This is a genomic window from Bacillus sp. FSL P2-0099 (assembly GCF_038007445.1).
Lineage (GTDB): Bacteria > Bacillota > Bacilli > Bacillales > Bacillaceae_G > Bacillus_A > Bacillus_A mycoides.
Map to the genome: position 1 here is coordinate 827,290 of NZ_JBBOXE010000001.1, position 19,965 is coordinate 847,254.

Below are 19,965 nucleotides of genomic sequence, written 5' to 3' on the forward strand. Positions count from 1 at the left end.
AGAGGGTAAATTACATATAGAGAGAAGGGAAAACGTGGTCAAAAAAGTTTTTTTGAATGGGATGGAAGTGACGATTCAATTTATTATTTCGATTTTGGGTATTATTTGTTTAGGGGCACTGCCGAAGTTGTTTTATGGATTTGAGCTGCATGTATCAGAGTACATAAAGAGTTTAAAAGAAGTATTTGCGAACTTAATGGATCTCTCCAATTTGCAATATGTGAGAGATAAATTTTTATTCCCACAGTTGTTTGTCCATTATAAAGAAACGATTGTTATTTTTTTGGTCGCTTTTTTCATTTCATTATTTGTAGCATTTTGTATCGTTTATATGATTATGAGTAGTTCACCGCGTATACAACATCGAATTAAATCATTTCTCATCTTCCTAGAATCCATTCCAGACATTCTTCTTATTTTAGTATCACAAATTTTAGTTATATGGTTTTTTAAACAAACAGGTTTTTTACCTTTTCAAATTGCGTCAATTGGAGGCGAGTCGATTAGAGGATTGCCAATATTTTGTTTGAGTATACCGACTACGATTATGTTTGTAAAAATGTTAGTGCTTCGTTTTGAAAATGAGCTAGAAAAAGATTATGTACTATTTGCTAAGGCGAAAGGGCTGAATCGCTTTCATATTTTAAATCGTCATATTTTACGAAATGTGTTACTTAGTACACTTTTCTTTGCGAAAACGAATATCTTTTTTATGTTATCCAATTTATATATTATAGAATGGATTTTTAATACGGGTGGTATTTTTATGTTTTTGAAATCTTATGAGGGTATTAGGGTTGAGGTTTTCATCGTTAGTGTACTGCTTATTTATATTCCGATTTTTATTTTATTCAAATTGTTTCATTATCTCATTCCAGCTGCGATGAAGGAGAGATTATAATATGTGGACGTATATAAAACGCGATAAAAGATTTTGGATAAGCATTGGGTTTCTTCTCATATTAGTTCTTTTGAGCATCGGAAATACGATATGGAATGGTGGGCACATTAGACAAGTTACACTGCAATATGACGCGGCTGGAAATCCAGAAGTACCACCGTTTTCACCTTCATTACAATTTTTACTCGGGACAGACCGGAAAGGATATGACCTGTTACATTTAGTCATTGAAGGCGCGAAGTGGACGATTGGTATATCTATTTTAATTGCGGCACTTAGAATGGTAATAGGTGTATTTTTTGGTGTTGTACTCGGAACGTACATAAAAAGAGGGTTTTCAAAAATCGAAGCATTTTTTGATAGTTTTACAGTTATTCCAACAGTTATGATTGCGTATTTCTTTCTCCAATCTGTGAATACCTTTGGAAGTGGAGAGGAAACAACAACTTTTTTTAAAAGGGCTTCGTTTCAAGTTGTATTACTTGTAATGCTTGTGATGCCAGTTATTGCACTGTATGTTGCGAAGGAAGTTCGTAAATTGAGAACCGAAGAATTCATTGAGGCTGCGTGTATATTAGGTGGATCAAAAAGACACATTGTTATAAAGCATCTTTTTCCGCATCTCTATATGACGTTTATACTTGTATTTCTTCAGCAATTTACGCAGACTCTTACTATTTTACTCCACTTAGGGTTACTGGAAGTATTCTTTGGCGGAACTGTTAAGTTTTTAGGACCGGTAGAAGAAATAGACTCTTACACACATGAATGGTCAGGTTTAATTGGAGTTTATTTTAGATCATTAACAGTTAATCCGTGGATTCCTCTCGTTCCAATTACATTTTTTGGACTTACTATCTTTTCAGGAAATATGATTGTAAAAAGCATAGAAGAAGCGATGATGAAAGTAAGGTTAGGCGGAGTGATAAAGAAGACAGATGTAGAAAAGGAACAACCTGCTGTGCAGTCAAAAGAAGAATTATTTACTTTTAAACATACGATTTGAAAATAAAGAAGAAGCAAGCATAATCAATGCTTGCTTCTTTTCTTTATTTTGTAGAAACTTCACCTTCAGCTGCTGTTTGAGGAATAAAGTATCCGATTATACCACCAATTATTGCTGGAACGATCCAGCCGATTCCTAAGTTGTAAAAAGGAATTGTGTGTACGATATTAGCGATAAAACTTGGTATCATTCCCACATTATCAAGTGCATGAATACAGCTAATAAGGAATGCTGCAATCATCGCTCCGATATAGACAGAAGGTTTACGTTTCGTATATTTATCAATAAAGGATACGGAAATTAAAATGATTGTAATTGGATATAAAATAATTAATACAGGTAATGTAATTTTGATTAATAAACTTAATCCTAAGTTTGAAATAACGAAGCTAAAAATACAAACGTATAGTACAAGCTTCTTATATGAAACATTTGTTAATACTGTTGTGAAATAGTTGGCGAATGCACTTACAACACCGATTGCAGTCGTTAAACAAGCAAAGATAATTGCGATACTTAATAAAACATTACCGCTTGTCCCAAAAAATTGATACATAATAGTTGCTAATAGTTGACCGCCATTTTCAAATTGTCCTAAGTTTCCGTTTGAAGCGCCGATATAACCGAGTAAGAAGTAAACAATTGTTAAGAAAAGAGCCGCAATGCTTCCGCAAATAATTGTATATTTCGCAATGGATTTCTTATCTTGTATCCCGTTTTGACGAATTGCATTTACAACAATCGTTGATAATACGAGTGCTCCGATTGCATCTAATGTTAAAAAGCCTTCAAGAAATCCTTTGAAAAATGGAATTTCTTTATAGTCACCAACAGGTTCTGCAAATGATCCTGGTGAAAGAATCGCTTTTGTTGCCATAATTGCAATAATTCCAAGCAAAATTGGCGTTAATATTTTTCCGATATGATCTACTAATTTGGATGGATTTAACGATAAGAAGTAGACGACTATAAAGAAAATCGCACTAAAAACTAACATAGAGTACCATTGATCTGGGAAAAGTGGTGCAATCCCAATTTCATAAGATACAGTTCCAGTTCGTGGAATAACAAATAGTGGGCCGATGGAAAGATAAATAATGATAGCGAATACTGCTGCGAATTTTGGGTGAACACGGCTCGCTAAAGTATTAAAACTACCACCAGCAAGGGCAACAGCGACGATAGCTAGTAAAGATAAACCGACATCTGTAATAATAAATCCTGTAATGGAAACCCACATATTTTCTCCGGAAGAAAGACCGAGAAGAGGCGGGAAAATCATATTACCAGCACCGAAGAAAACTGCGAATAGTAATAAACTAATCGAAAGTATTTGCGCTGGTTTTAAAGTTGTACGCATATAAAGAAAAGCCTCCTAATGAGCGTTTTTTTGTCGAAAATTCAAATAATTTGTCGATTGACTGTTATTATTTTAAAGGTCTGATGACTAGAAAGCAAGAGGGAATTTTAAAAATATTTTAAAATAATGCGTAAAATTGAATAAATATACTATTTATATGTTAATGCAGGAAGAATTTCACTTTTAGCGTAAAAAAACACATATCGCTAGGATATGTGTATTAAAAATAAATTTGCCTATCACGTTCTTCTTTTAAAATTTCTACAGCCTCTCGGAAACGTTGAGAATGGACAATTTCTCGTTCGCGTAAAAAGCGTAAGCTATCATTTATATCGGGATCGTCTGATAAATCAATTAGCCATTGATAAGTCGCTCGTGCTTTTTCTTCAGCTGCAATATCCTCGTATAAATCTGCGATAGGATCTCCTTTCGCTTGAATGTAAGTGGCAGTAAAAGGAACACCACCTGCATTATGGTAAAACAAGGCGCTATCATGATTCGCATAATGCGCGTCTAATCCGGCAGCTTTCATTTGTTCAGGTGTTGCATCTTTTGTTAATTTATAAATCATTGTAGCAATCATTTCTAAATGTGCGAACTCTTCTGTACCAATATCGGTTAGTAAGCCAACGACTTTATCAGGAATTGTATAACGTTGATTTAAGTAGCGAAGAGCAGCGGCTAATTCACCGTCCGCACCACCGTACTGTTCAACTAATAATTTTGCGAGTGCTGGATTACAAGTACTCACTTTAACAGGATATTGTAATTTTTTTTCATAAATCCACATAGTTTCTCTCCTTTATATTTGCCATGGCCACGGTCCTTTGCTCCATTCCCATGGGGCGTTAGAATAACTGTTTCCAAACTGCTGAAGTGGTCCGTATCTTTCTTCAATTTTTTGTTTTAATACTCTTCGTTTATAAGAAAAATCGTTGAATTGATTTATAGCTGCAGTATCGTCGGGATGCGTATCTAAATAGAGAGTAAGTTCAACTAATACAAAGTCTAATTCTTGCAGTTCTTCAATCCATTTGTAATATTCATCAGGCAATGTTTGTGTCACGTTTTTATTCACCTTCCTTTTTTGTAAGGATTTTCATAATAATCATAAAAAGCAGGCCATAAAGTCCCTTTTCTTAAAGCTTCTTTTGGTGGGAATTGGGGTAAGTTAGGTGGTTGAAAGCCCATAAATAGGTGTGGGGGAGTTGAGTAGTATTTCTTTCCAATTGGAGGGCAAGGATCATTTGGACCGTGATAAGGTATGTGAGATTTCATGAATTTATCCATGTTACAACCCTCCTTTATAAATGAAATATCCATTATTATGTATTGTATTCGTACATAATTGTCATTTATGACTCATATAAAAAACTAATAGAGACAGGGGGAGTTGAGGATGGAAGGCATTACAACATGTATCGTATTAGAATCAAAAAATTTAAAAGAAACATTGTATTTTTATGAAGGGATTTTAGGCTTTAAACCAAGCAAGGAGAGACCTCAACTACATGTAACAGGTGTTTGGTATGACGTTGGTTTAACGAGAATTTGTTTTGTAGTAAATCGGAATTTACGAGGGCGAGAGAAGGTTGCTAATTCTTCGTGTGAATTAATAACCTTTTCAATTTCTGATATGGAAAAAGTAAAGAGAAAATTACAGTTTTACAAAATATCTTTTGCGGAAGAACAGCATGCGGATGGGGTGGTAATTACTCTTTATGATCCAGATTGCTATAAGCTTCAAATTTCATCAGAGGCATGAGTAACCATAGGGGGGATAGCGTGGATAGAATGTATGAAGAAAGCGCACTGTTTGAACATAAATTTTGGCTCAAAGTTCTCGGGGATCATGCTCAGTTTTTACTAGATGCTTTAGCTCCACAGGAGAAAGAAGATATACAGAAAGCCACCTATTTTGTAGAAAAATTCACGAACTTTTTAAATGAAATTCATACTGTAAATTTTATTGCATTTTCAAAAGATGCAGAACAAGCTGCAGAGGAGATTCGAGCATTTAAATTAAATATTATACAAAAGCAATTGGAAGGTAAAATTGTGATTCATTTTACTCCGACTTTTATTAATCATATGGTAAATGAAGTGGAGGAATATATAACAGTATTAGAATACTTAGGGAGGGGAGAAGTCCCGCCCGTTTTTCATGAACTACACTATCATCTCGCGTGGTTAACGGATGCAGCAGGGCATGCTGGTTCTATTTCAGGCGGATTAGATGTTGTGGAAAAAGGATTGAAGGAGAAAAGTGATTTGTTTGCTAAACATTTTGAACAATTTTATTTAAAAGCAGTTGAAATGACAGGTTATTTACGGGCAGAACTGAAACATTTTCCAGCTTTGAAGAAGTTTACAAAAGACGTTTCACTAGAGCTAAAGTTATTCTCGCATTTCCTTCGAGAAGTAGAAGAATTAGAGTTGTCTGAGCAAATATTAAGTTCATTATCAGCCAGGATGGCGGATCATATGGCGAGGGAGGAGTGTTACTATTTATTGAAGTTAGCACAATCCTCAGGGTTAGAGATACCGAAATGTAATCCGCTTTAAAAATAGATTGTAGGGAAGATTAAGCAGACAAATTGTAACAGTGATAGAAGTATGTGAACAGGTTTCATTATGAAAAAAATATTGACAAGCCCCTCCAAATATCTTAATGTGATTGTATAAAATTGTGTATCTAAAGGGGAGTAACTTATTACAGTAAAGTCGTCATTACAGGGAGAAACCCTCGGCTTTATTGGCAACGTTTCGTTGTTAGTGAGACCTTTACCAGCAATGGTAAAGGCCCCTTATTGTCTTTTTTAGGACCCTTACCATATTTGGTAGGGTCCTTTTTGTATACAAAGAGAGGAGCTAGAAAATGAAAAAACTTTTTAGTAGATTAAGAGTTGTATTCCATGTCCGCCGTTTTGTTCCATTCCTATTTGACTTTTTTACTTCAAAAGAGGTTTCAATAAAGAAGAAAATTTTATCTATTGCTTTTTTAGTTGGTTATGTAGCGATGCCGCTCGATTTAATTCCAGACTTCCTACCGTTTATTGGTATTTTAGATGATATTGGAATTGTGTTATTTATTTTGAATCGAATTGTAAAGATGGCGCCAGTGCAATTACAAGAAAAGCATAACGTAAACGTAGGATAGGAGTTGAAAATATGGAGCAAATTATTTTAGATATAATCGAGTTTTTAAAGCAGTTTTCTTATTTTGGAGTTGTGTTAGCATTAACGTTTGAATTTATTCCAGCAGAAGTAGTTTTGCCCATGGTTGGGTATTGGGTATATGAGGGAGATATGAATTTTTGGCTAGCTGTATTAGCAGGGACACTTGGCGGAACTACAGGACCGTTAACGTTATATGCACTCGGTTATTACGGTGGTCGCCCTCTATTAATAAAATACGGGAAATACTTCTTTATTAAAGAAGAACAAATTCAAAAAGCAGATGATTTCTTTGAGAAATATGGGCCGGTTGTAGCATTTTTAGGACGCTTCATCCCGGGAGTTCGAACGCTTATTTCCGTTCCATGTGGTATGGCGAAAATGAACATATGGAAATTTAGCATATATACATTTGTAGCAATGTTCCCGTTAACGACTTTGTATATTTATTTTGGAATGAAATTAGGTCCGCATTGGGAAAAAGCAGCGGGTGTTGTTGGACAATATATGCTACCGATATTAGCCGTCGTTCTTATTATTGTAGGTGGTATTTTAATCTATAAATTTATGAAAAAACGAAACAGATCGGAATCTATCTAGTCATTGGTAATGGAATTTGCATATTTTTTGAAAATAGATGAATAGTACAGGCAAAAGACTCTGAGGGACATACACATATAGGGAATATAAAAGAGAGAGGGGAAACAACTATGTCTTGTGAGTGCTCAGGGTCAGCATTAACTTGCTGTCCAGATAAAAATTATGTGCAAGATAAAGTGTGTAGTCCGTGGTCTGCTACTGTAGTTGCAACAGCAATTGATAATGTTCTCTATACAAATAATATTAACCAAAACGTAATTGGTACTGGTTTTGTTAAATATGATGTTGGACCAGGCCCGATTACTGTAGAAGTACTTGATTCTGCTGGGGCTACAATTGATACACAAACATTAAACCCAGGAACGAGTATTGCTTTTACGTATCGCCGCTTTGATAGTATACAAGTTGTGTTACCTGCAACACCTGCTGGAACGTATCAGGGAGAATTTTGTATTACAACACGTTATCCACTTTCATAGTAGAATTGGAGAGGATCGAAATGGGAATGAGAAGTTCCGGTTTGTCTTGTTGTTCTAATAAAACACTTGTGCAAGATCAAGTATGTACAGACTGGTCTATTACAGGTGCTGGTACTCAAATTGTATATACGAATAATATTACACAAGAAGTATATGGTTCAGGTTATGTGAAATATGATGTAGGCGCGAATCCCATTACAGTTGATTTTTTAGTCGGTGCTACAGTAGTTGATACAATTACTGTACAACCACAAAGTAGTGGTACTTTCACTGTACGATATTTTACTACTGTCCGAATTACTACGACAGGAACAACTGTTAATCAAGGTGAGTTTTGTATTACAGTACGTTATCCAATTTCATAAAAAAAGCATACCGTAAATGGTATGCTTTTTTTAAATTGAGGAAGTAATAAAATTGGTATTCTATAAGCAACATGTAAATTGGCAACAGTACTTGCCTTCTAAATATAGTGAAGGATTATTTTGTATATTAATAATACTAACGGATTTTAAATCTTTACCTGTGTAAGATATTGTATTGCCAGGAAACACAGTGAAAATATTGGTTACTGCTCCAATGATTTGAATTGTAATTGCTTCAGTGCTGCTAGTACTATTGTAAACCGAGACAGTACCTGATATAAGTAGTATCCCATCACTTTGCCACAGTATCATTGATTGTAGTGCATCTTTGGTAGAGGGAATGGTGTTGTTAGTTATGAGGAAATTCCCTGCAAATTCATTTGTTACTCGCTCACAACTTGGATTTGGAGGAGGGGGCGGTGGACAAGGGTCTGGACAAATGATAGATAAAGGAGCGAAACAGCCAATATTTTTTTTGTTCTTCAATACAACCCCTCCTTTTTAAGTTGTCTTTTACTACTATTAAATGTAGAAGCATGGCCGATGTGTTAAGAAAAGAAGAAAATTTTTAAAATTAAGATTGTCTAATAGGCTTACAGCTTAACTTATCATTAATGTTATAGAAAAGATTATATGTGAATAGACATGGGAAAAGAATGATCAGACTCTTTTAGACAAAAGGTGGTTGTATACAATAGTACGAGTAATGTTGGACTTAACACTTAATTAACTGTATATTTACAAAAATCTAATAAAATTCATTTGTTATTTAAACGATATTAATATGTTTAAGATAAAATAGCCCTTGTAATGAATCAATTATTATGAGGAGGATTCACGTGGAAAGAACTGCTTTACGAAAAGTAAAAGGTCTTATTGGATTATTAATGGTGTTTGTATTGGCATTTGTATCATTACCGTGGAGTACGTCGGTTAAAGCGGAAGAGAAAAAGCAAGAAAAGGCACCAAGTGAGAAGAAAATCGTTTTCCCAGTTGTAAGTGATGTGCATATTAAAGATAGTGGAACAGATGATACGTTCCGCTGGAAAAGAGCGATTGAGCAATTTAATACGCTTGCACCAAGGCAAGATGCGTTTGTCATTGTAGGTGATTTTACTGATTCGGGTTCAGTAAAGCAATATGATCGTTTCATGCAAGTGTATAACGAAAATGCAAATAAAGATGCGGTACGAATGAATTCTCTAGGTAATCATGATTATTGGAACGGCTTATCTGTAGAGGGAGCACAGAAGCGTTTCTTAGAAAAGACAGGAATGGAATCGGTTTATTATCATAAGGTGGTAAGAGGGTATCATTTCCTTGTTATGTCTCCAGAGGATGGGACAACACATGGCTATTATTCGGACAAGCAAATTAATTGGTTAAAAGAAGAAATGGCAAAGGCACAAAAAGATGATCCAGAAAAACCGATTTTTGTGTTTTTACATCAACATATTAAAGATACAGTGTACGGTAGCCAAGAATGGGGAACGAAAGATAGTGCGAAAATTAATGCGGTATTAAAAGAATATCCACAAGTAATTACGTTTTCAGGTCATTCACATTATCCGTTAGATGATCCAAGATCGATTCATCAAAAAGATTTTACGTCTGTTGGAACATCTTCTGTAAGTTATATGGAAGTTGAAGGTGGTAAAGTGCAAGGGAATATCCCTTCAGAATCTCGTGCATTAAGCCAAGGCTTATTAGTAGAGGTAGATGATAAGGAAGTAACAATTAATCGTCGTGATTTCCATACGAATTCTTGGACAGGCGAGCCATGGAAAATTCAGTTGCCATCAAAGAAAGAAACATTTACGCATGTAGAAGATCGTGATAAAGAAAAGCCATCTTTTGCAAAAGATGCGAAATTGTCAGTATCAAATGTAACGGAAAATGCAGCAACAGTAACATTCCCGCAAGCGGTGGATAACCTTCTTGTTCATTCTTATCGTGTACAAGCGAAGGATAAGCAAACAGGTGAGATTAAAAATAAGTTATTAGCATTCTCAGAGTTTTATCGTGATCCAGTTCCAAAAGAACTTACATTTACACTTGCAGGATTAGATGGCGGGAAATCATATACACTTGAAGTAGTTGCGATTGATTCATTCGGCAATGAAAGTGTACAACCATTAACGGCAGAAATTACTACGAAAAAAGATAATATTGACCCGAATGTGAAAGTACCAAAGGCAGATGTTTTTGATGTAAACTTTGCAGATGGTACATTTAAAGACAGTTCATCATTTGGTACAAAAGGTGATGTTAAGGGCAATGTGACTATTGAATATGATAAAGCATTGAAAAAGAATGTTATGAAGTTAAACGGAAAAGCAAATACATTTGGATACCTTCCATTTTCAGCAGCACAAAAAGAAAAAGTAGCAAATTCATTTACGTTAGAAACTGTATTTTCAATGAATGAAATTCGCGGACAAGGTATTTTGCAAAATACAGAGAGCGGTGGAATTGGTTTTGAGTCTACAGGAAGTGGCTATGTAGAATTATGGGCTCATATTGGTGGAAGCTATAAACGTGTTGGCGTTCAATTAGAAGCAAACAAAACGTATCATTTAACAGGAACGTATAATGGAAGTGAAGTAGCAATTTATGTAGATGGTAAAAAAGTAAATAGTCAGCCAGCTCAAGGGAAAGTATATCATCCGAACGTACCATTCGCACTTGGTGCAGATCCAGATAGCAACGGAAATGGCGGTATTCCGTTAAATGGACAAATTGCATTAGCAAAATTATATAGTAAAGCATTAAGTTCTTCAGAAGTAGTAGCGGCATATAACGAGTTTTCTACTCGTACAAAATTAGAGCAAGTAAATGCGTTATATGAAGAGAGTGGAAAAGTGAAAGAAGTGTTAGCTGGTACTTATGAATTTGGTGAAAAGCCAGGTCAGTATTCACAAGCAGCTTTTAACGAATTACAAAGAAGTTATGACAATGCAAAGAAAGTGTTTGAGAATATAGCAAGTACAGGAGAACAAATTGTTCAAACGTATAATGAATTAAAAACAGCAAACCAAACATTTGTACAATCAAAGGTAGCAGAAGAACAGCCAAAAACACCGAAAGAAAAATTACAAGTGAATATTGAATCTGCAAAAGCTTTAGTAAAGAAAGCGCAAGATGGAAATGTAACAGACGGTTCTGTTAAATCATTAAGTCAAAAAATCACAGTTGCAGAAGCTGTGTTAAAAGATAAAAATGTAAAAGATGAGTATGTGGAATCAATGAATCGTACGCTAGAGCACGCTATTTCACTTGTTGAAAAAAGCATCAACAAATAAGGTATAAGAAAAAGAAGCTTATCATGATAGGCTTCTTTTTTGTTATACTAAAAGTAGTATAGAAAAAGGGAGCGAATAATTTGGAAGAGAAAAAGCTAAAAAGAATTCTGGAATATGTATGGATCGCCGTTGTGCTCCTTGTAGGATATTATTTATTAAAAGATAAAAGTATATGGATTCTATTTTTAATGACATTTTTATTAGCGGGATTAGGAACGCTATTTATTAACTTTTTCTTTGATAGTGTAAACGCGTGGAGAAAGAAAAAGAAAGAGACGAAGTAAGGGAGAATAAAGTGAAACTTTAATCAGTGGGAGTCTTACTGCCCGGCAAATAGCGGGATAAGTATACAAAAGTTGATCGGTATATTTTTCGTTTTACAATCGTTAATGAAAATAGCTCGCCTTTATTATAGGCGAGCTATTTTTTTATACTTCTTTTTTCTCATCATTTGTTTTTTTAGTAGCTAAATGACTATGTTTTCTAGAGTAGAAGAAGTATACGCATAAACCGACTATAAGCCAAAATGAAAAGCTGATCCATGTCGTTTTGGACAAATTAGTCATTAAATATAAACAACAAAGAATAGCGACAACCGGTAGTGCAGGTACGAGTGGTGTGCGGAAGCCTCGTTTTAAATCAGGATGAGTTTTCCGTAAAATAAGTACAGCAAAGCAAACGAATGTGAAGGCTGTTAACGTACCGATGTTTACTAAATTCGCTAGTAAATGTAGGTCTAAAAGTCCTGCTAATAAAGCTGCAAATACTCCAGTAATCCATGTGTTTAATAAAGGGATTTTTACTTTTTTATTTACGCGTGATAAAGCTTTTGGGAGTAAGCCGTCTCGGCTCATTGCATAAGAAACACGAACTTGTCCATACATAACGACTAAAAGAACGGTTGTCATTCCTGTCATCGCACCTACTGCAAGTAGCCCCGCAATAGTATCTTCACCAACGAAATGTAGTGCAAATGCAACTGGATCAGAAACATCTAATTGTGTATAAGGAACCATACCTGTTAAAACGAAAGATACGATCATGTATAAAACTGTACAAATAAGAAGGGAACCGATAATGCCAATTGGTAAATCACGCTGCGGTTTTTTCGTTTCTTCTGCCGCAGTTGCGATTGCATCAAAACCTAAAAAGGCGAAGAAGACAGTGGCAGCGCCAGTAATAATACCGTCGTACCCGAATGGAATGAACGGTGTCCAATTTTCAGGTTTTACATATTTTGCGCCTGCTACGATAAAGGCGATAATAACTGCTAATTTTATAAGGACCATAATATTATTAATGCGTGCGCTTTCGCGTATACCAAAACTTAAAAGACCAGTAATGAGAAGTAAAATACAAACAGCGGGTAAATCAATGAGACCACCTTTTCCCGTTCCGGGGGCCGAGGAAATAATGGCGGGAAGGTGTATATTGAACCCTTGAAGCAATGATTGTAAATATCCAGACCAGCCAACAGCTACCGCTGCAACAGCGAGTAAATATTCGAGCATTAAACACCAACCAACGATGAAGGCGACAACTTCTCCGACGGTCATGTATGCGTAAGTATACACACTTCCTGAGACAGGAATAGAAGAAGCAAATTCGGCATAACAAAAGGCTACACAAGCACAAGTAAATGCAGCAATAAGGAATGATAGCATAATACCAGGGCCAGAATGTTTTGCCGCTACGATACCTGTTAATACAAAAATCCCTGTCCCAATTACGGCGCCGATTCCTAAAAACGTTAAATCAAGTGCCGTTAATGTTCGATCTAGCTGTCGTGGTGATTCAGTACTAAGCGCTTTTTTTCGTAATAATGACTTCACTTTGAACTCTCCTCCTTTAGTTTTCATTTCCATAACTGCGAATATAGTACGAGCCCATTGGAAAAGAGTATGTAAGTGAATGAAAATACAGTTATGGTATGTAGTTTTTTAAAATTTCTGGGTTAATCTTATTATAATTCAGAATATTTTGTCAAATAAAATTTTAACAAATAAAAAGCCGGTTGTAAGGAGAAACTATGTGCAGAAATAGATGCAGGTTAACAATCAGTAGAGATGAAGAATAATCCACTGATTAAAGTTTTACTTTATTATAGTAGGAGAAGATGTTATGTTATTTTATTTTGAACTTGTCGTCATTTTACTTTGTACGAAATTAGCTGGTGATATTAGCGTTAGACTTGGCCAGCCTTCTGTACTCGGTAAATTAATCGTTGGTATTATTATCGGTCCGGCTTTGCTAGGTATTATTAATAGTTCAGAACTTATTGATGAGCTTAGCGAAATTGGTGTTTTGCTACTTATGTTTATGGCAGGACTCGAAACTGATTTAGAAGAGTTAAATCGTAATTTAAAATCTGCATTCGCAGTAGCGATGGGAGGAATTATTTTCCCATTCCTTGGTGGGTATTTAGCAGGACTTGCGTTTGGAATGTTACAGTCGCATGCGATTTTTTTAGGGTTATTACTTTGTGCCACTTCGGTTAGTATTTCTGTTCAAACACTAAGAGATTTAGGGAAAATGAATACGAGAGAAAGTACGACGATTTTAGGTGCAGCTGTATTTGATGATGTAATTGTCGTTATTTTATTAGCATTTGTGATGAGTTTTTTAGGCACACAAGATGTAAATGTAACGCTAGTCATTGCAAAGAAAATTATCTTTTTTGTAAGTATTGTTTTCATCTCTTGGAAAGTTGTTCCATGGATTATGAAAATGCTCGTACCACTTCGCGTAACAGAAGCATTAATTAGTGCAGCTCTTATTATTTGTTTCTCTTTTTCGTATTACAGTGAAATGATGGGGATTGCAGGTATTATTGGAGCATTCGCAGCTGGAATTGCCATTTCTCAAACAGAGTATAAGCATGAAGTGGAACATAAAATTGAACCAATTGCTTATGCAATATTTGTTCCAGTGTTCTTCGTAAGTATCGGAATGGAAATTACATTTCAAGGTATAGGAAGCCAGCTTTGGTTCATTATCATCATGACTCTTATTGCGATATTCACAAAGTTAATCGGATCAGGTTTAGGCGCAAGACTAACAGGGTTTAACTTACAATCTTCTATTAGTATAGGTGCGGGAATGGTTTCGCGCGGAGAAGTGGCGCTTATCATCGCAGCAAATGGACTTGCGGCGAATTTGTTAGCGAAAGAAAATTTCACAGCGATTGTCATTGTTGTTATATTGACGACAATTATTACGCCGCCGCTTTTGAAGAAGTATTTTGTATAGAGAGGAAGGGCTTATCTGATGTAGGTAAGCTCTTTTTTTATTGCAAAATGCAGTGGTCATGTAGCATGAATGGATTGTAATTATGATAAAATCTATGTATGTGATATGACAAGGAGAGGGAAGTGTGAAGATTACAAAGGGGAAAGTTATAGGTGTAATCATACTTATTGCACTATGTATACCATTTACTGCATGGAAAGATTCAAAAGTGAAAAATTTTCCAATTTCTATTTTTTCTTCCTATGTAGAAGATGAAAATCCGAAAGACTATAAGTACACTGCTTTTGTACCTGACTTTGCAATTTGGATACATGGATGGGAAAAACAGCGATCTGAAGGTGAAATAACGTCATATAAAAAAGGGGATCGAACTGTAATTGTTCACCATCCACCTGGCAATGATGGTTTTTATCTATATGATACAAATGATATTAGAGAATATACGCAACCATAAGAAGTGGAGGTTAAATAGTGAAAGCTTCAACATTACTATTTAAAATTGAAAGTAATATGGATCAATTTTCACCAGCCGAAAAGAAGGTTGCCATGTACATAATGGAGAATGCAGAAATTGTTCCGAACTTAACGACGAAAGAAGTGTCAACGAATGCAGGCGCAAGTGAGGCAAGCGTTGTTCGCTTTTGTAAGTCGATTGGGATTGGGAGCTTTAAATCATTTAAAATCGCGCTCGTTCGTGAATTAACGATTGCTGATTATAATATTAATGATTTTTCAGTGATGAATACGGAAGATGGACCGTACGACTTGTTTAATAAAGTTACATATGTGAATAAAGCTGCAATTGAGGCGAGCGTTACTGCGATAGATAAAAAGGAACTTGAGAAAGCTGCAGATCGTATTGTAAATGCAGATAAAATTATCTTTTACGGAGTAGGCGGATCAGCTACTCCGGCGATGGACGGGGCTTATAAATTTACAAGGCTCGGGTTTACAGCGATGATGCTATCTGATTTTCATATGATGTTGCCGCTTGTGACGAATTTAAAAGAGGGCGATATATTTGTGGCGATTTCAACTTCTGGGCGGACGAAAGATGTGCTCGAAATGGCGCAATATGCGAAGAAGCGAGGGGCTACAGTTATTGCGATTACGAAGCTAGACCAATCATCTCCGTTATATAAAGCGGCAGACATTCGCCTTTGTATGCCAGATGTAGAGCAAGACCATCGCATTGCGAGTATTGCTTCGAGAATGACGCAACTGAATATGATTGATGCTTTATATGTGATTACTTTCAATCGAATTGGTAATAAAGTATTAGATCAATTTATGGAGACGAGAGAAGAAGCATTACGGTTACGGAAATTGAAGTAGAAGAAAAGATGGGGAGACTCATCTTTTTTATTATCTTTGACACAAATATGTCATGTTGTGAAATTTTATTTCATAAAATAAGAAAGAGTTATTGATTTTTAGTTTCTTAAAGTTATAATAAAAGTGTGAAATATAATTTCGAAGAGGGTGGCAATATGTTAGAGAATTTATCGACAGAACACCGTAATGAGAAAACGATGAATCTAGATGAGATGAGTATAAAAGAAGTTTTACAAAGTATGAATGAAGAAGATCGAACTGTTGCGTTAGCAGTTGAAAATGAAATAGAAGAAATTGAAAAGGTTGTACAAATTGTTACTAAGTCTTTTGAAGAAGAAGGCCGTTTAATTTATATTGGGGCTGGTACGAGTGGCCGTTTAGGCATTTTAGACGCAGTAGAATGTCCCCCGACATTTGGAACAGATGATAACATGGTTCAAGGATTTATAGCAGGTGGATTGAAAGCGTTTACTAAGGCGGTGGAAGGTGCCGAAGATCGTGAAGAGTTAGCAAAAGAAGATTTAAAAAGTATTGGATTAAACGAGAAAGATACGGTTATTGGAATTGCAGCAAGTGGTAGAACACCCTATGTAATTGGCGGATTGAAATATGCAAGTAGCATGGGAGCAAGTACAGCTAGTATTTCCTGTAATAAAAATGCTGAAATAAGTAAATATGCAAAACTAAATGTGGAAGTGGAAACAGGCGCAGAAATATTAACAGGCTCAACACGGTTGAAGGCTGGCACAGCGCAAAAGTTAGTACTCAATATGATTTCTACAGCGTCTATGATTGGTGTAGGGAAAGTATATAAAAACTTAATGGTAGATGTTCAATCTACAAATGAAAAATTGGTAGAACGCTCAAAACGAATTATTGTGGAAGCAACAGGAGTTAGTTATGAAGTAGCGGCAGATTATTACGAAAAAGCAAATCGTAACGTGAAAGTTGCTATCGTTATGGCATTACTACAGTGTGAGTATGGGGAAGCACTGGAAAAACTAAAAGAAGCGAAAGGCTTTGTGAAGAAGGCATTATAAAGTGAAACGATAAGAATAGGGAGGGGGATTCTATTATGAAGAAAGAAGAGAGAATGGCCAAAGAAATTTCGGAGCAACTTGGGGGAATAAAAAATATTCGTGGCATTGCTCATTGTATGACGAGACTGAGGTTAACGCTTCATGATGAAAGTAAAGTGAACATAGATCTTTTGAAAAAGGTTGAAGGCGTTATGGGCGTCATTGAAGATGAAACACTTCAAGTTGTTGTTGGTCCAGGAACGGTAAACAAAGTAGCAGCCGAAATGGAAGTTTTAACAGGATTACGAATTGGTGAGGTTGCAGATCATCATCTTGAAGATATTGGTCAAGAGATTAAATCAGAGATGAAGAAGAAAAATAATACACCAGTGAAGAACTTTTTACGAAAAATAGGTAACATTTTTATTCCGTTAATACCTGGTCTTGTTGCGTCAGGAATTATAAATGGAGTTGCTAACTTCGCAAAAAACGCAGGTGCTGATCCGAATGCAACATGGCTACAAATGTTACTACTTATTGGCGGCGGTATCTTTACATTTTTAGGGATTTTAGTCGGTTGGAATACAGCGAAAGAATTTGGCGGGACACCAGTTCTTGGAGCGATTGCGGGTATTTTAATTTTCAATCCAGCGATGGCAAATGTGAAATTATTTGGTGAAGCAATGGTACCCGGGCGGGGCGGATTGTTTGCAGTTATTTTTGCAGCATGGCTTATGGTAGTAGTTGAGAGAAGAGTACGAAAAGCAGTGCCGAATGCAGTTGATATTATTGTAACACCGCTTATTACTGTATTAGCTGTAAGTATAGTAACGATGTTAGCGATTCAGCCAGTAGCAGGCTTCTTATCTGATGGTATTACAAGCGGTATTAATGCAATTTTAAATGTTGGCGGAGCATTTGCTGGAGCTGTGCTTGCCGGAACATTTTTACCTCTCGTAATGGTCGGATTACATCACGGTTTAACACCGATTCATATGGAATTTATTAATCAAACGCACGTAACGCCTTTATTACCAGTACTCGCAATGGCTGGCGCTGGGCAAGTAGGAGCAGCAATTGCGATTTATGTGAAAACAAAAAATAAACGCCTTCGTAATGTGATTAAAGGTGGATTACCAGTAGGATTTTTAGGAATTGGCGAACCGCTATTATACGGGGTTACATTGCCACTTGGGAAACCGTTTATTACTGCTTGTTTAGGAGCGGCTGTCGGTGGTGCATTCCAAGCTGTTATGAAAACGGCTTCACTCGGAATAGGTGTATCAGGATTATCATTAATTCCGTTAATTGCTGATAATAAATATTTATTATATTTCCTTGGATTAGTAGTTGCATATATTTTCGGATTCATCTTTACGTACTTCTTCGGCTTTAAAGAAGAAATGGCAGAAAACATATAGAGAAAGGGATTCCTTTCTCTTTTTTTATATTAATAGAAGGAGAGATTTATATGATAGGAGTTTCAATTTATCTTTCAAAAGAGCGAGTAGAGAAACAAGAAGCATGGTTAAAACTAGCGAAAGAAAACGGATTTTCATCTATTTTTACATCTCTTCACATTCCAGAAGATGATCCGAATACGTATAAGGAGTTAATTCAAATACTTGGGAAACAAGCTCTCGAAAATGAAATGGAATTAATGGTTGATGTCTCTCCAAAATCGTTAAACCATTTAGGGATGACGTATGAAAATGTGGAAGAGTTATTAGACTTTGGCATTACGGGTTTACGAATGGATTACGGTATTACACCAAAAGAAATCGCACGTGTATCTCATAAGATGAAGGTAGCTTTAAATGCGAGTACGATTACAGAATCATTTTGGAAAGAGCTACTTGCGGAAAATATACGAGTAGATCGAGTAGAAGCGTGGCATAATTTTTATCCGCGTCCAGAAACAGGACTAGCAAAGTCGTTTTTGCAAAAACAAAATAAATATTTACATGAGTGCGGAATAAAAACGATGGCGTTTATTCCGGGAGATGGTGAAAAACGCGGTCCGTTATATGAGGGTTTACCAACTTTAGAAAAGCACCGCTATATGCGCCCGCTTCAAGCATATTTAGAACTTGTGCAAGATTGTGCTGTTGATAAAGTTTTAATTGGCGATATAAGCGGGAGTTTAGAAAGTGTACAAGAAATAGCAAGTGCGAGTAGAGGGATTATTCCGCTGGGATATGAGCCATTTATAAATGAAAATGAAGTATTAAAAGTGGTAGAGAAAGTGCATACGAATAGATTAGATCCAGCACGTGATGTCATTCGCTCTGTAGAATCAAGAGAAGAAAATAAAGTTGCATTACAACCGATGAATACAATTTCAAGAAAACGAGGCAGTATTACAATTGATAATGAATTGTACGGTAGATATGCTGGGGAGATGCAAGTTGCTGTAAATGATTTACCTGTAGATGAGAAAGTGAATGTTGTCGGAATGGTTGTGGAAGAGGACGTACCGTTATTGCCTTATATTGGTGCTGGAAAAAAGTTTCAACTTTTTCTGTGTGATAGAGTAAAAGCTTGAATTAGCGCTATTTTATAAAAGACATTATTCGTAAAACGGATAATGTTTTTTGTTTTCTTTAAAAAAAGCATTTGACGAATGAAAAGAAATACCGTATTGTTTTGTCTTGTGAATAAATGTTCACCATAACAAAACAAAGAAGGAGAGTTCAAAATGAATCAATATATTGGGAATTTAATTATTCGTATCGTGTTAGGAGTGACATTCTTTGCACACGGTTTAGCAAAGTTTCAATCAGGTATAGATAACGTAGCAGGATGGTTTACAAGCATCGGTTTACCAGGTGGTCTTGCATATGGCGTAGCAACAGTTGAATTAGTTGGTGGTATATTATTAATTATCGGTTTAGGCGTGAGGTATGTAGGATTGTTATTCGCTCTTATTTTGGCTGGAGCTATCGTAAAGGTAAATGGAGCAGCAGGTTTATTAGGGGATGGAAAGAATCCAGGGTATGAATTAGATCTTGCATTATTAGCAATGGGTGCGTATTTATTTGTTGTAAAAGCAGAAGGATATGTAGATCGTTTCTTAAAAGAGAAAGTAATGAAAACGAAGTAAATTTTATTTTTTTAGTGTTGACTTGATGACTTGGTGTAACTATAATGATTACACCAAGTCGATTAGTAA

General features: G+C 35.7%; 23 protein-coding genes. 17 read left to right on the plus strand and 6 right to left on the minus strand.

The annotated features are described in order from the left end of the window. The first annotated feature begins 34 nt into the window (after positions 1 to 34). Both MKY90_RS04215 and MKY90_RS04220 read left to right on the plus strand, forming a co-directional pair. A complete protein-coding gene (locus tag MKY90_RS04215; RefSeq protein WP_002125429.1) occupies positions 35 to 901 on the plus strand; it encodes an ABC transporter permease subunit in 867 nt (288 codons plus the stop codon). A 1-nt stretch (position 902) separates the two neighbouring features. Further along, positions 903 to 1,907 (plus strand): ABC transporter permease, encoded by a 1,005-nt coding sequence (locus MKY90_RS04220; RefSeq protein ID WP_341090458.1) that lies wholly within the window; start codon positions 903 to 905, stop codon positions 1,905 to 1,907. A 43-nt stretch (positions 1,908 to 1,950) separates the two neighbouring features. Here MKY90_RS04220 and brnQ2 read toward each other — a convergent pair whose 3' ends face one another. The 4 genes from brnQ2 to MKY90_RS04240 form a co-directional block, all read right to left on the minus strand. Then, positions 1,951 to 3,267: a branched-chain amino acid transport system II carrier protein BrnQ2 gene (gene brnQ2, locus MKY90_RS04225; protein WP_002169098.1), complete on the minus strand. Its 1,317-nt coding sequence runs from the start codon at positions 3,265 to 3,267 to the stop codon at positions 1,951 to 1,953. A gap of 220 nt (positions 3,268 to 3,487) precedes the next feature. Beyond that, positions 3,488 to 4,057, minus strand: a complete 570-nt coding sequence (cotJC, locus tag MKY90_RS04230; protein ID WP_002010774.1) for a spore coat protein CotJC — start codon at positions 4,055 to 4,057, stop codon at positions 3,488 to 3,490. Positions 4,058 to 4,069: 12 nt separating this feature from the next. Beyond that, positions 4,070 to 4,333: a spore coat protein CotJB gene (locus MKY90_RS04235; RefSeq protein ID WP_000194952.1), complete on the minus strand. Its 264-nt coding sequence runs from the start codon at positions 4,331 to 4,333 to the stop codon at positions 4,070 to 4,072. An 8-nt stretch (positions 4,334 to 4,341) separates the two neighbouring features. After that, positions 4,342 to 4,557: a spore coat associated protein CotJA gene (locus tag MKY90_RS04240; protein ID WP_002125435.1), complete on the minus strand. Its 216-nt coding sequence runs from the start codon at positions 4,555 to 4,557 to the stop codon at positions 4,342 to 4,344. Positions 4,558 to 4,666: 109 nt separating this feature from the next. On the opposite strand from MKY90_RS04240, the gene MKY90_RS04245 reads away from it, so the two are divergent. The 6 genes from MKY90_RS04245 to MKY90_RS04270 all read left to right on the plus strand — a co-directional run bounded on the left by MKY90_RS04245 (position 4,667) and on the right by MKY90_RS04270 (position 7,888). Next, the gene (locus tag MKY90_RS04245) at positions 4,667 to 5,032 is read left to right on the plus strand and encodes a VOC family protein (RefSeq protein WP_000398543.1); all 366 of its coding nucleotides are present in this window, start codon (positions 4,667 to 4,669) and stop codon (positions 5,030 to 5,032) included. Positions 5,033 to 5,052: 20 nt separating this feature from the next. Beyond that, positions 5,053 to 5,832: a DUF2935 domain-containing protein gene (locus MKY90_RS04250; protein WP_000375642.1), complete on the plus strand. Its 780-nt coding sequence runs from the start codon at positions 5,053 to 5,055 to the stop codon at positions 5,830 to 5,832. A gap of 313 nt (positions 5,833 to 6,145) precedes the next feature. After that, complete coding sequence (locus tag MKY90_RS04255) at positions 6,146 to 6,427, plus strand: YkvA family protein (RefSeq protein ID WP_002125440.1); 282 nt, start codon at positions 6,146 to 6,148, stop codon at positions 6,425 to 6,427. Between the two features lie 11 nt (positions 6,428 to 6,438). Continuing rightward, entirely contained in the window at positions 6,439 to 7,044 is a 606-nt protein-coding gene (locus tag MKY90_RS04260) for a DedA family protein (RefSeq protein WP_002134575.1), read from the plus strand. A gap of 110 nt (positions 7,045 to 7,154) precedes the next feature. After that, positions 7,155 to 7,523, plus strand: coding sequence for a DUF3992 domain-containing protein (locus MKY90_RS04265; RefSeq protein WP_063219330.1), 369 nt, complete (start codon positions 7,155 to 7,157; stop codon positions 7,521 to 7,523). Between the two features lie 20 nt (positions 7,524 to 7,543). Beyond that, on the plus strand, positions 7,544 to 7,888 hold the full coding sequence (locus tag MKY90_RS04270) for a DUF3992 domain-containing protein (RefSeq protein WP_000525803.1): 345 nt from the start codon (positions 7,544 to 7,546) through the stop codon (positions 7,886 to 7,888). A 60-nt stretch (positions 7,889 to 7,948) separates the two neighbouring features. On the opposite strand, the gene MKY90_RS04275 is transcribed toward MKY90_RS04270, so the two are convergent. After that, positions 7,949 to 8,374 (minus strand): S-Ena type endospore appendage, encoded by a 426-nt coding sequence (locus MKY90_RS04275; RefSeq protein WP_002087412.1) that lies wholly within the window; start codon positions 8,372 to 8,374, stop codon positions 7,949 to 7,951. Positions 8,375 to 8,727: 353 nt separating this feature from the next. On the opposite strand from MKY90_RS04275, the gene MKY90_RS04280 reads away from it, so the two are divergent. Then, entirely contained in the window at positions 8,728 to 11,190 is a 2,463-nt protein-coding gene (locus MKY90_RS04280; protein WP_341090463.1) for an FN3 and LamG domain-containing metallophosphoesterase family protein, read from the plus strand. An 80-nt stretch (positions 11,191 to 11,270) separates the two neighbouring features. Next, positions 11,271 to 11,474: a hypothetical protein gene (locus MKY90_RS04285; protein ID WP_000391506.1), complete on the plus strand. Its 204-nt coding sequence runs from the start codon at positions 11,271 to 11,273 to the stop codon at positions 11,472 to 11,474. A 144-nt stretch (positions 11,475 to 11,618) separates the two neighbouring features. Here the strand turns inward: MKY90_RS04285 and MKY90_RS04290 are convergent, their stop codons facing one another. Next, positions 11,619 to 13,022: an amino acid permease gene (locus MKY90_RS04290; protein ID WP_098168440.1), complete on the minus strand. Its 1,404-nt coding sequence runs from the start codon at positions 13,020 to 13,022 to the stop codon at positions 11,619 to 11,621. A 289-nt stretch (positions 13,023 to 13,311) separates the two neighbouring features. On the opposite strand from MKY90_RS04290, the gene MKY90_RS04295 reads away from it, so the two are divergent. From MKY90_RS04295 to MKY90_RS04325, 7 genes are all read left to right on the plus strand, one after another. Further along, a complete protein-coding gene (locus MKY90_RS04295; RefSeq protein ID WP_000899801.1) occupies positions 13,312 to 14,439 on the plus strand; it encodes a cation:proton antiporter in 1,128 nt (375 codons plus the stop codon). A 124-nt stretch (positions 14,440 to 14,563) separates the two neighbouring features. Continuing rightward, positions 14,564 to 14,893: an outer surface protein gene (locus tag MKY90_RS04300; RefSeq protein ID WP_341090466.1), complete on the plus strand. Its 330-nt coding sequence runs from the start codon at positions 14,564 to 14,566 to the stop codon at positions 14,891 to 14,893. Between the two features lie 17 nt (positions 14,894 to 14,910). Continuing rightward, a complete protein-coding gene (locus MKY90_RS04305) occupies positions 14,911 to 15,774 on the plus strand; it encodes a MurR/RpiR family transcriptional regulator (protein ID WP_002010793.1) in 864 nt (287 codons plus the stop codon). A 155-nt stretch (positions 15,775 to 15,929) separates the two neighbouring features. Further along, positions 15,930 to 16,814, plus strand: coding sequence for an N-acetylmuramic acid 6-phosphate etherase (gene murQ, locus MKY90_RS04310; RefSeq protein ID WP_341090468.1), 885 nt, complete (start codon positions 15,930 to 15,932; stop codon positions 16,812 to 16,814). Positions 16,815 to 16,849: 35 nt separating this feature from the next. Further along, positions 16,850 to 18,214 (plus strand): PTS transporter subunit EIIC, encoded by a 1,365-nt coding sequence (locus MKY90_RS04315; RefSeq protein WP_215599027.1) that lies wholly within the window; start codon positions 16,850 to 16,852, stop codon positions 18,212 to 18,214. Positions 18,215 to 18,264: 50 nt separating this feature from the next. Continuing rightward, the gene (locus MKY90_RS04320; protein WP_063219325.1) at positions 18,265 to 19,338 is read left to right on the plus strand and encodes a DUF871 domain-containing protein; all 1,074 of its coding nucleotides are present in this window, start codon (positions 18,265 to 18,267) and stop codon (positions 19,336 to 19,338) included. A gap of 153 nt (positions 19,339 to 19,491) precedes the next feature. Further along, positions 19,492 to 19,896 (plus strand): DoxX family protein, encoded by a 405-nt coding sequence (locus MKY90_RS04325; RefSeq protein ID WP_001077748.1) that lies wholly within the window; start codon positions 19,492 to 19,494, stop codon positions 19,894 to 19,896. Positions 19,897 to 19,965 lie beyond the last annotated feature (69 nt).

What these genes read in the sequence shown, in the direction of transcription:
- MKY90_RS04220 (WP_341090458.1), top strand. Translation starts at nt 903, where the DNA reads ATGTGGACGTATATAAAACGCGATAAAAGATTTTGGATAAGCATTGGG.
- brnQ2 (WP_002169098.1), bottom strand. Translation starts at nt 3,267, where the DNA reads ATGCGTACAACTTTAAAACCAGCGCAAATACTTTCGATTAGTTTATTA.
- cotJC (WP_002010774.1), bottom strand. Translation starts at nt 4,057, where the DNA reads ATGTGGATTTATGAAAAAAAATTACAATATCCTGTTAAAGTGAGTACT.
- MKY90_RS04240 (WP_002125435.1), bottom strand. Translation starts at nt 4,557, where the DNA reads ATGGATAAATTCATGAAATCTCACATACCTTATCACGGTCCAAATGAT.
- MKY90_RS04245 (WP_000398543.1), top strand. Translation starts at nt 4,667, where the DNA reads ATGGAAGGCATTACAACATGTATCGTATTAGAATCAAAAAATTTAAAA.
- MKY90_RS04255 (WP_002125440.1), top strand. Translation starts at nt 6,146, where the DNA reads ATGAAAAAACTTTTTAGTAGATTAAGAGTTGTATTCCATGTCCGCCGT.
- MKY90_RS04260 (WP_002134575.1), top strand. Translation starts at nt 6,439, where the DNA reads ATGGAGCAAATTATTTTAGATATAATCGAGTTTTTAAAGCAGTTTTCT.
- MKY90_RS04265 (WP_063219330.1), top strand. Translation starts at nt 7,155, where the DNA reads ATGTCTTGTGAGTGCTCAGGGTCAGCATTAACTTGCTGTCCAGATAAA.
- MKY90_RS04270 (WP_000525803.1), top strand. Translation starts at nt 7,544, where the DNA reads ATGGGAATGAGAAGTTCCGGTTTGTCTTGTTGTTCTAATAAAACACTT.
- MKY90_RS04295 (WP_000899801.1), top strand. Translation starts at nt 13,312, where the DNA reads ATGTTATTTTATTTTGAACTTGTCGTCATTTTACTTTGTACGAAATTA.
- murQ (WP_341090468.1), top strand. Translation starts at nt 15,930, where the DNA reads ATGTTAGAGAATTTATCGACAGAACACCGTAATGAGAAAACGATGAAT.
- MKY90_RS04315 (WP_215599027.1), top strand. Translation starts at nt 16,850, where the DNA reads ATGAAGAAAGAAGAGAGAATGGCCAAAGAAATTTCGGAGCAACTTGGG.
- MKY90_RS04320 (WP_063219325.1), top strand. Translation starts at nt 18,265, where the DNA reads ATGATAGGAGTTTCAATTTATCTTTCAAAAGAGCGAGTAGAGAAACAA.
- MKY90_RS04325 (WP_001077748.1), top strand. Translation starts at nt 19,492, where the DNA reads ATGAATCAATATATTGGGAATTTAATTATTCGTATCGTGTTAGGAGTG.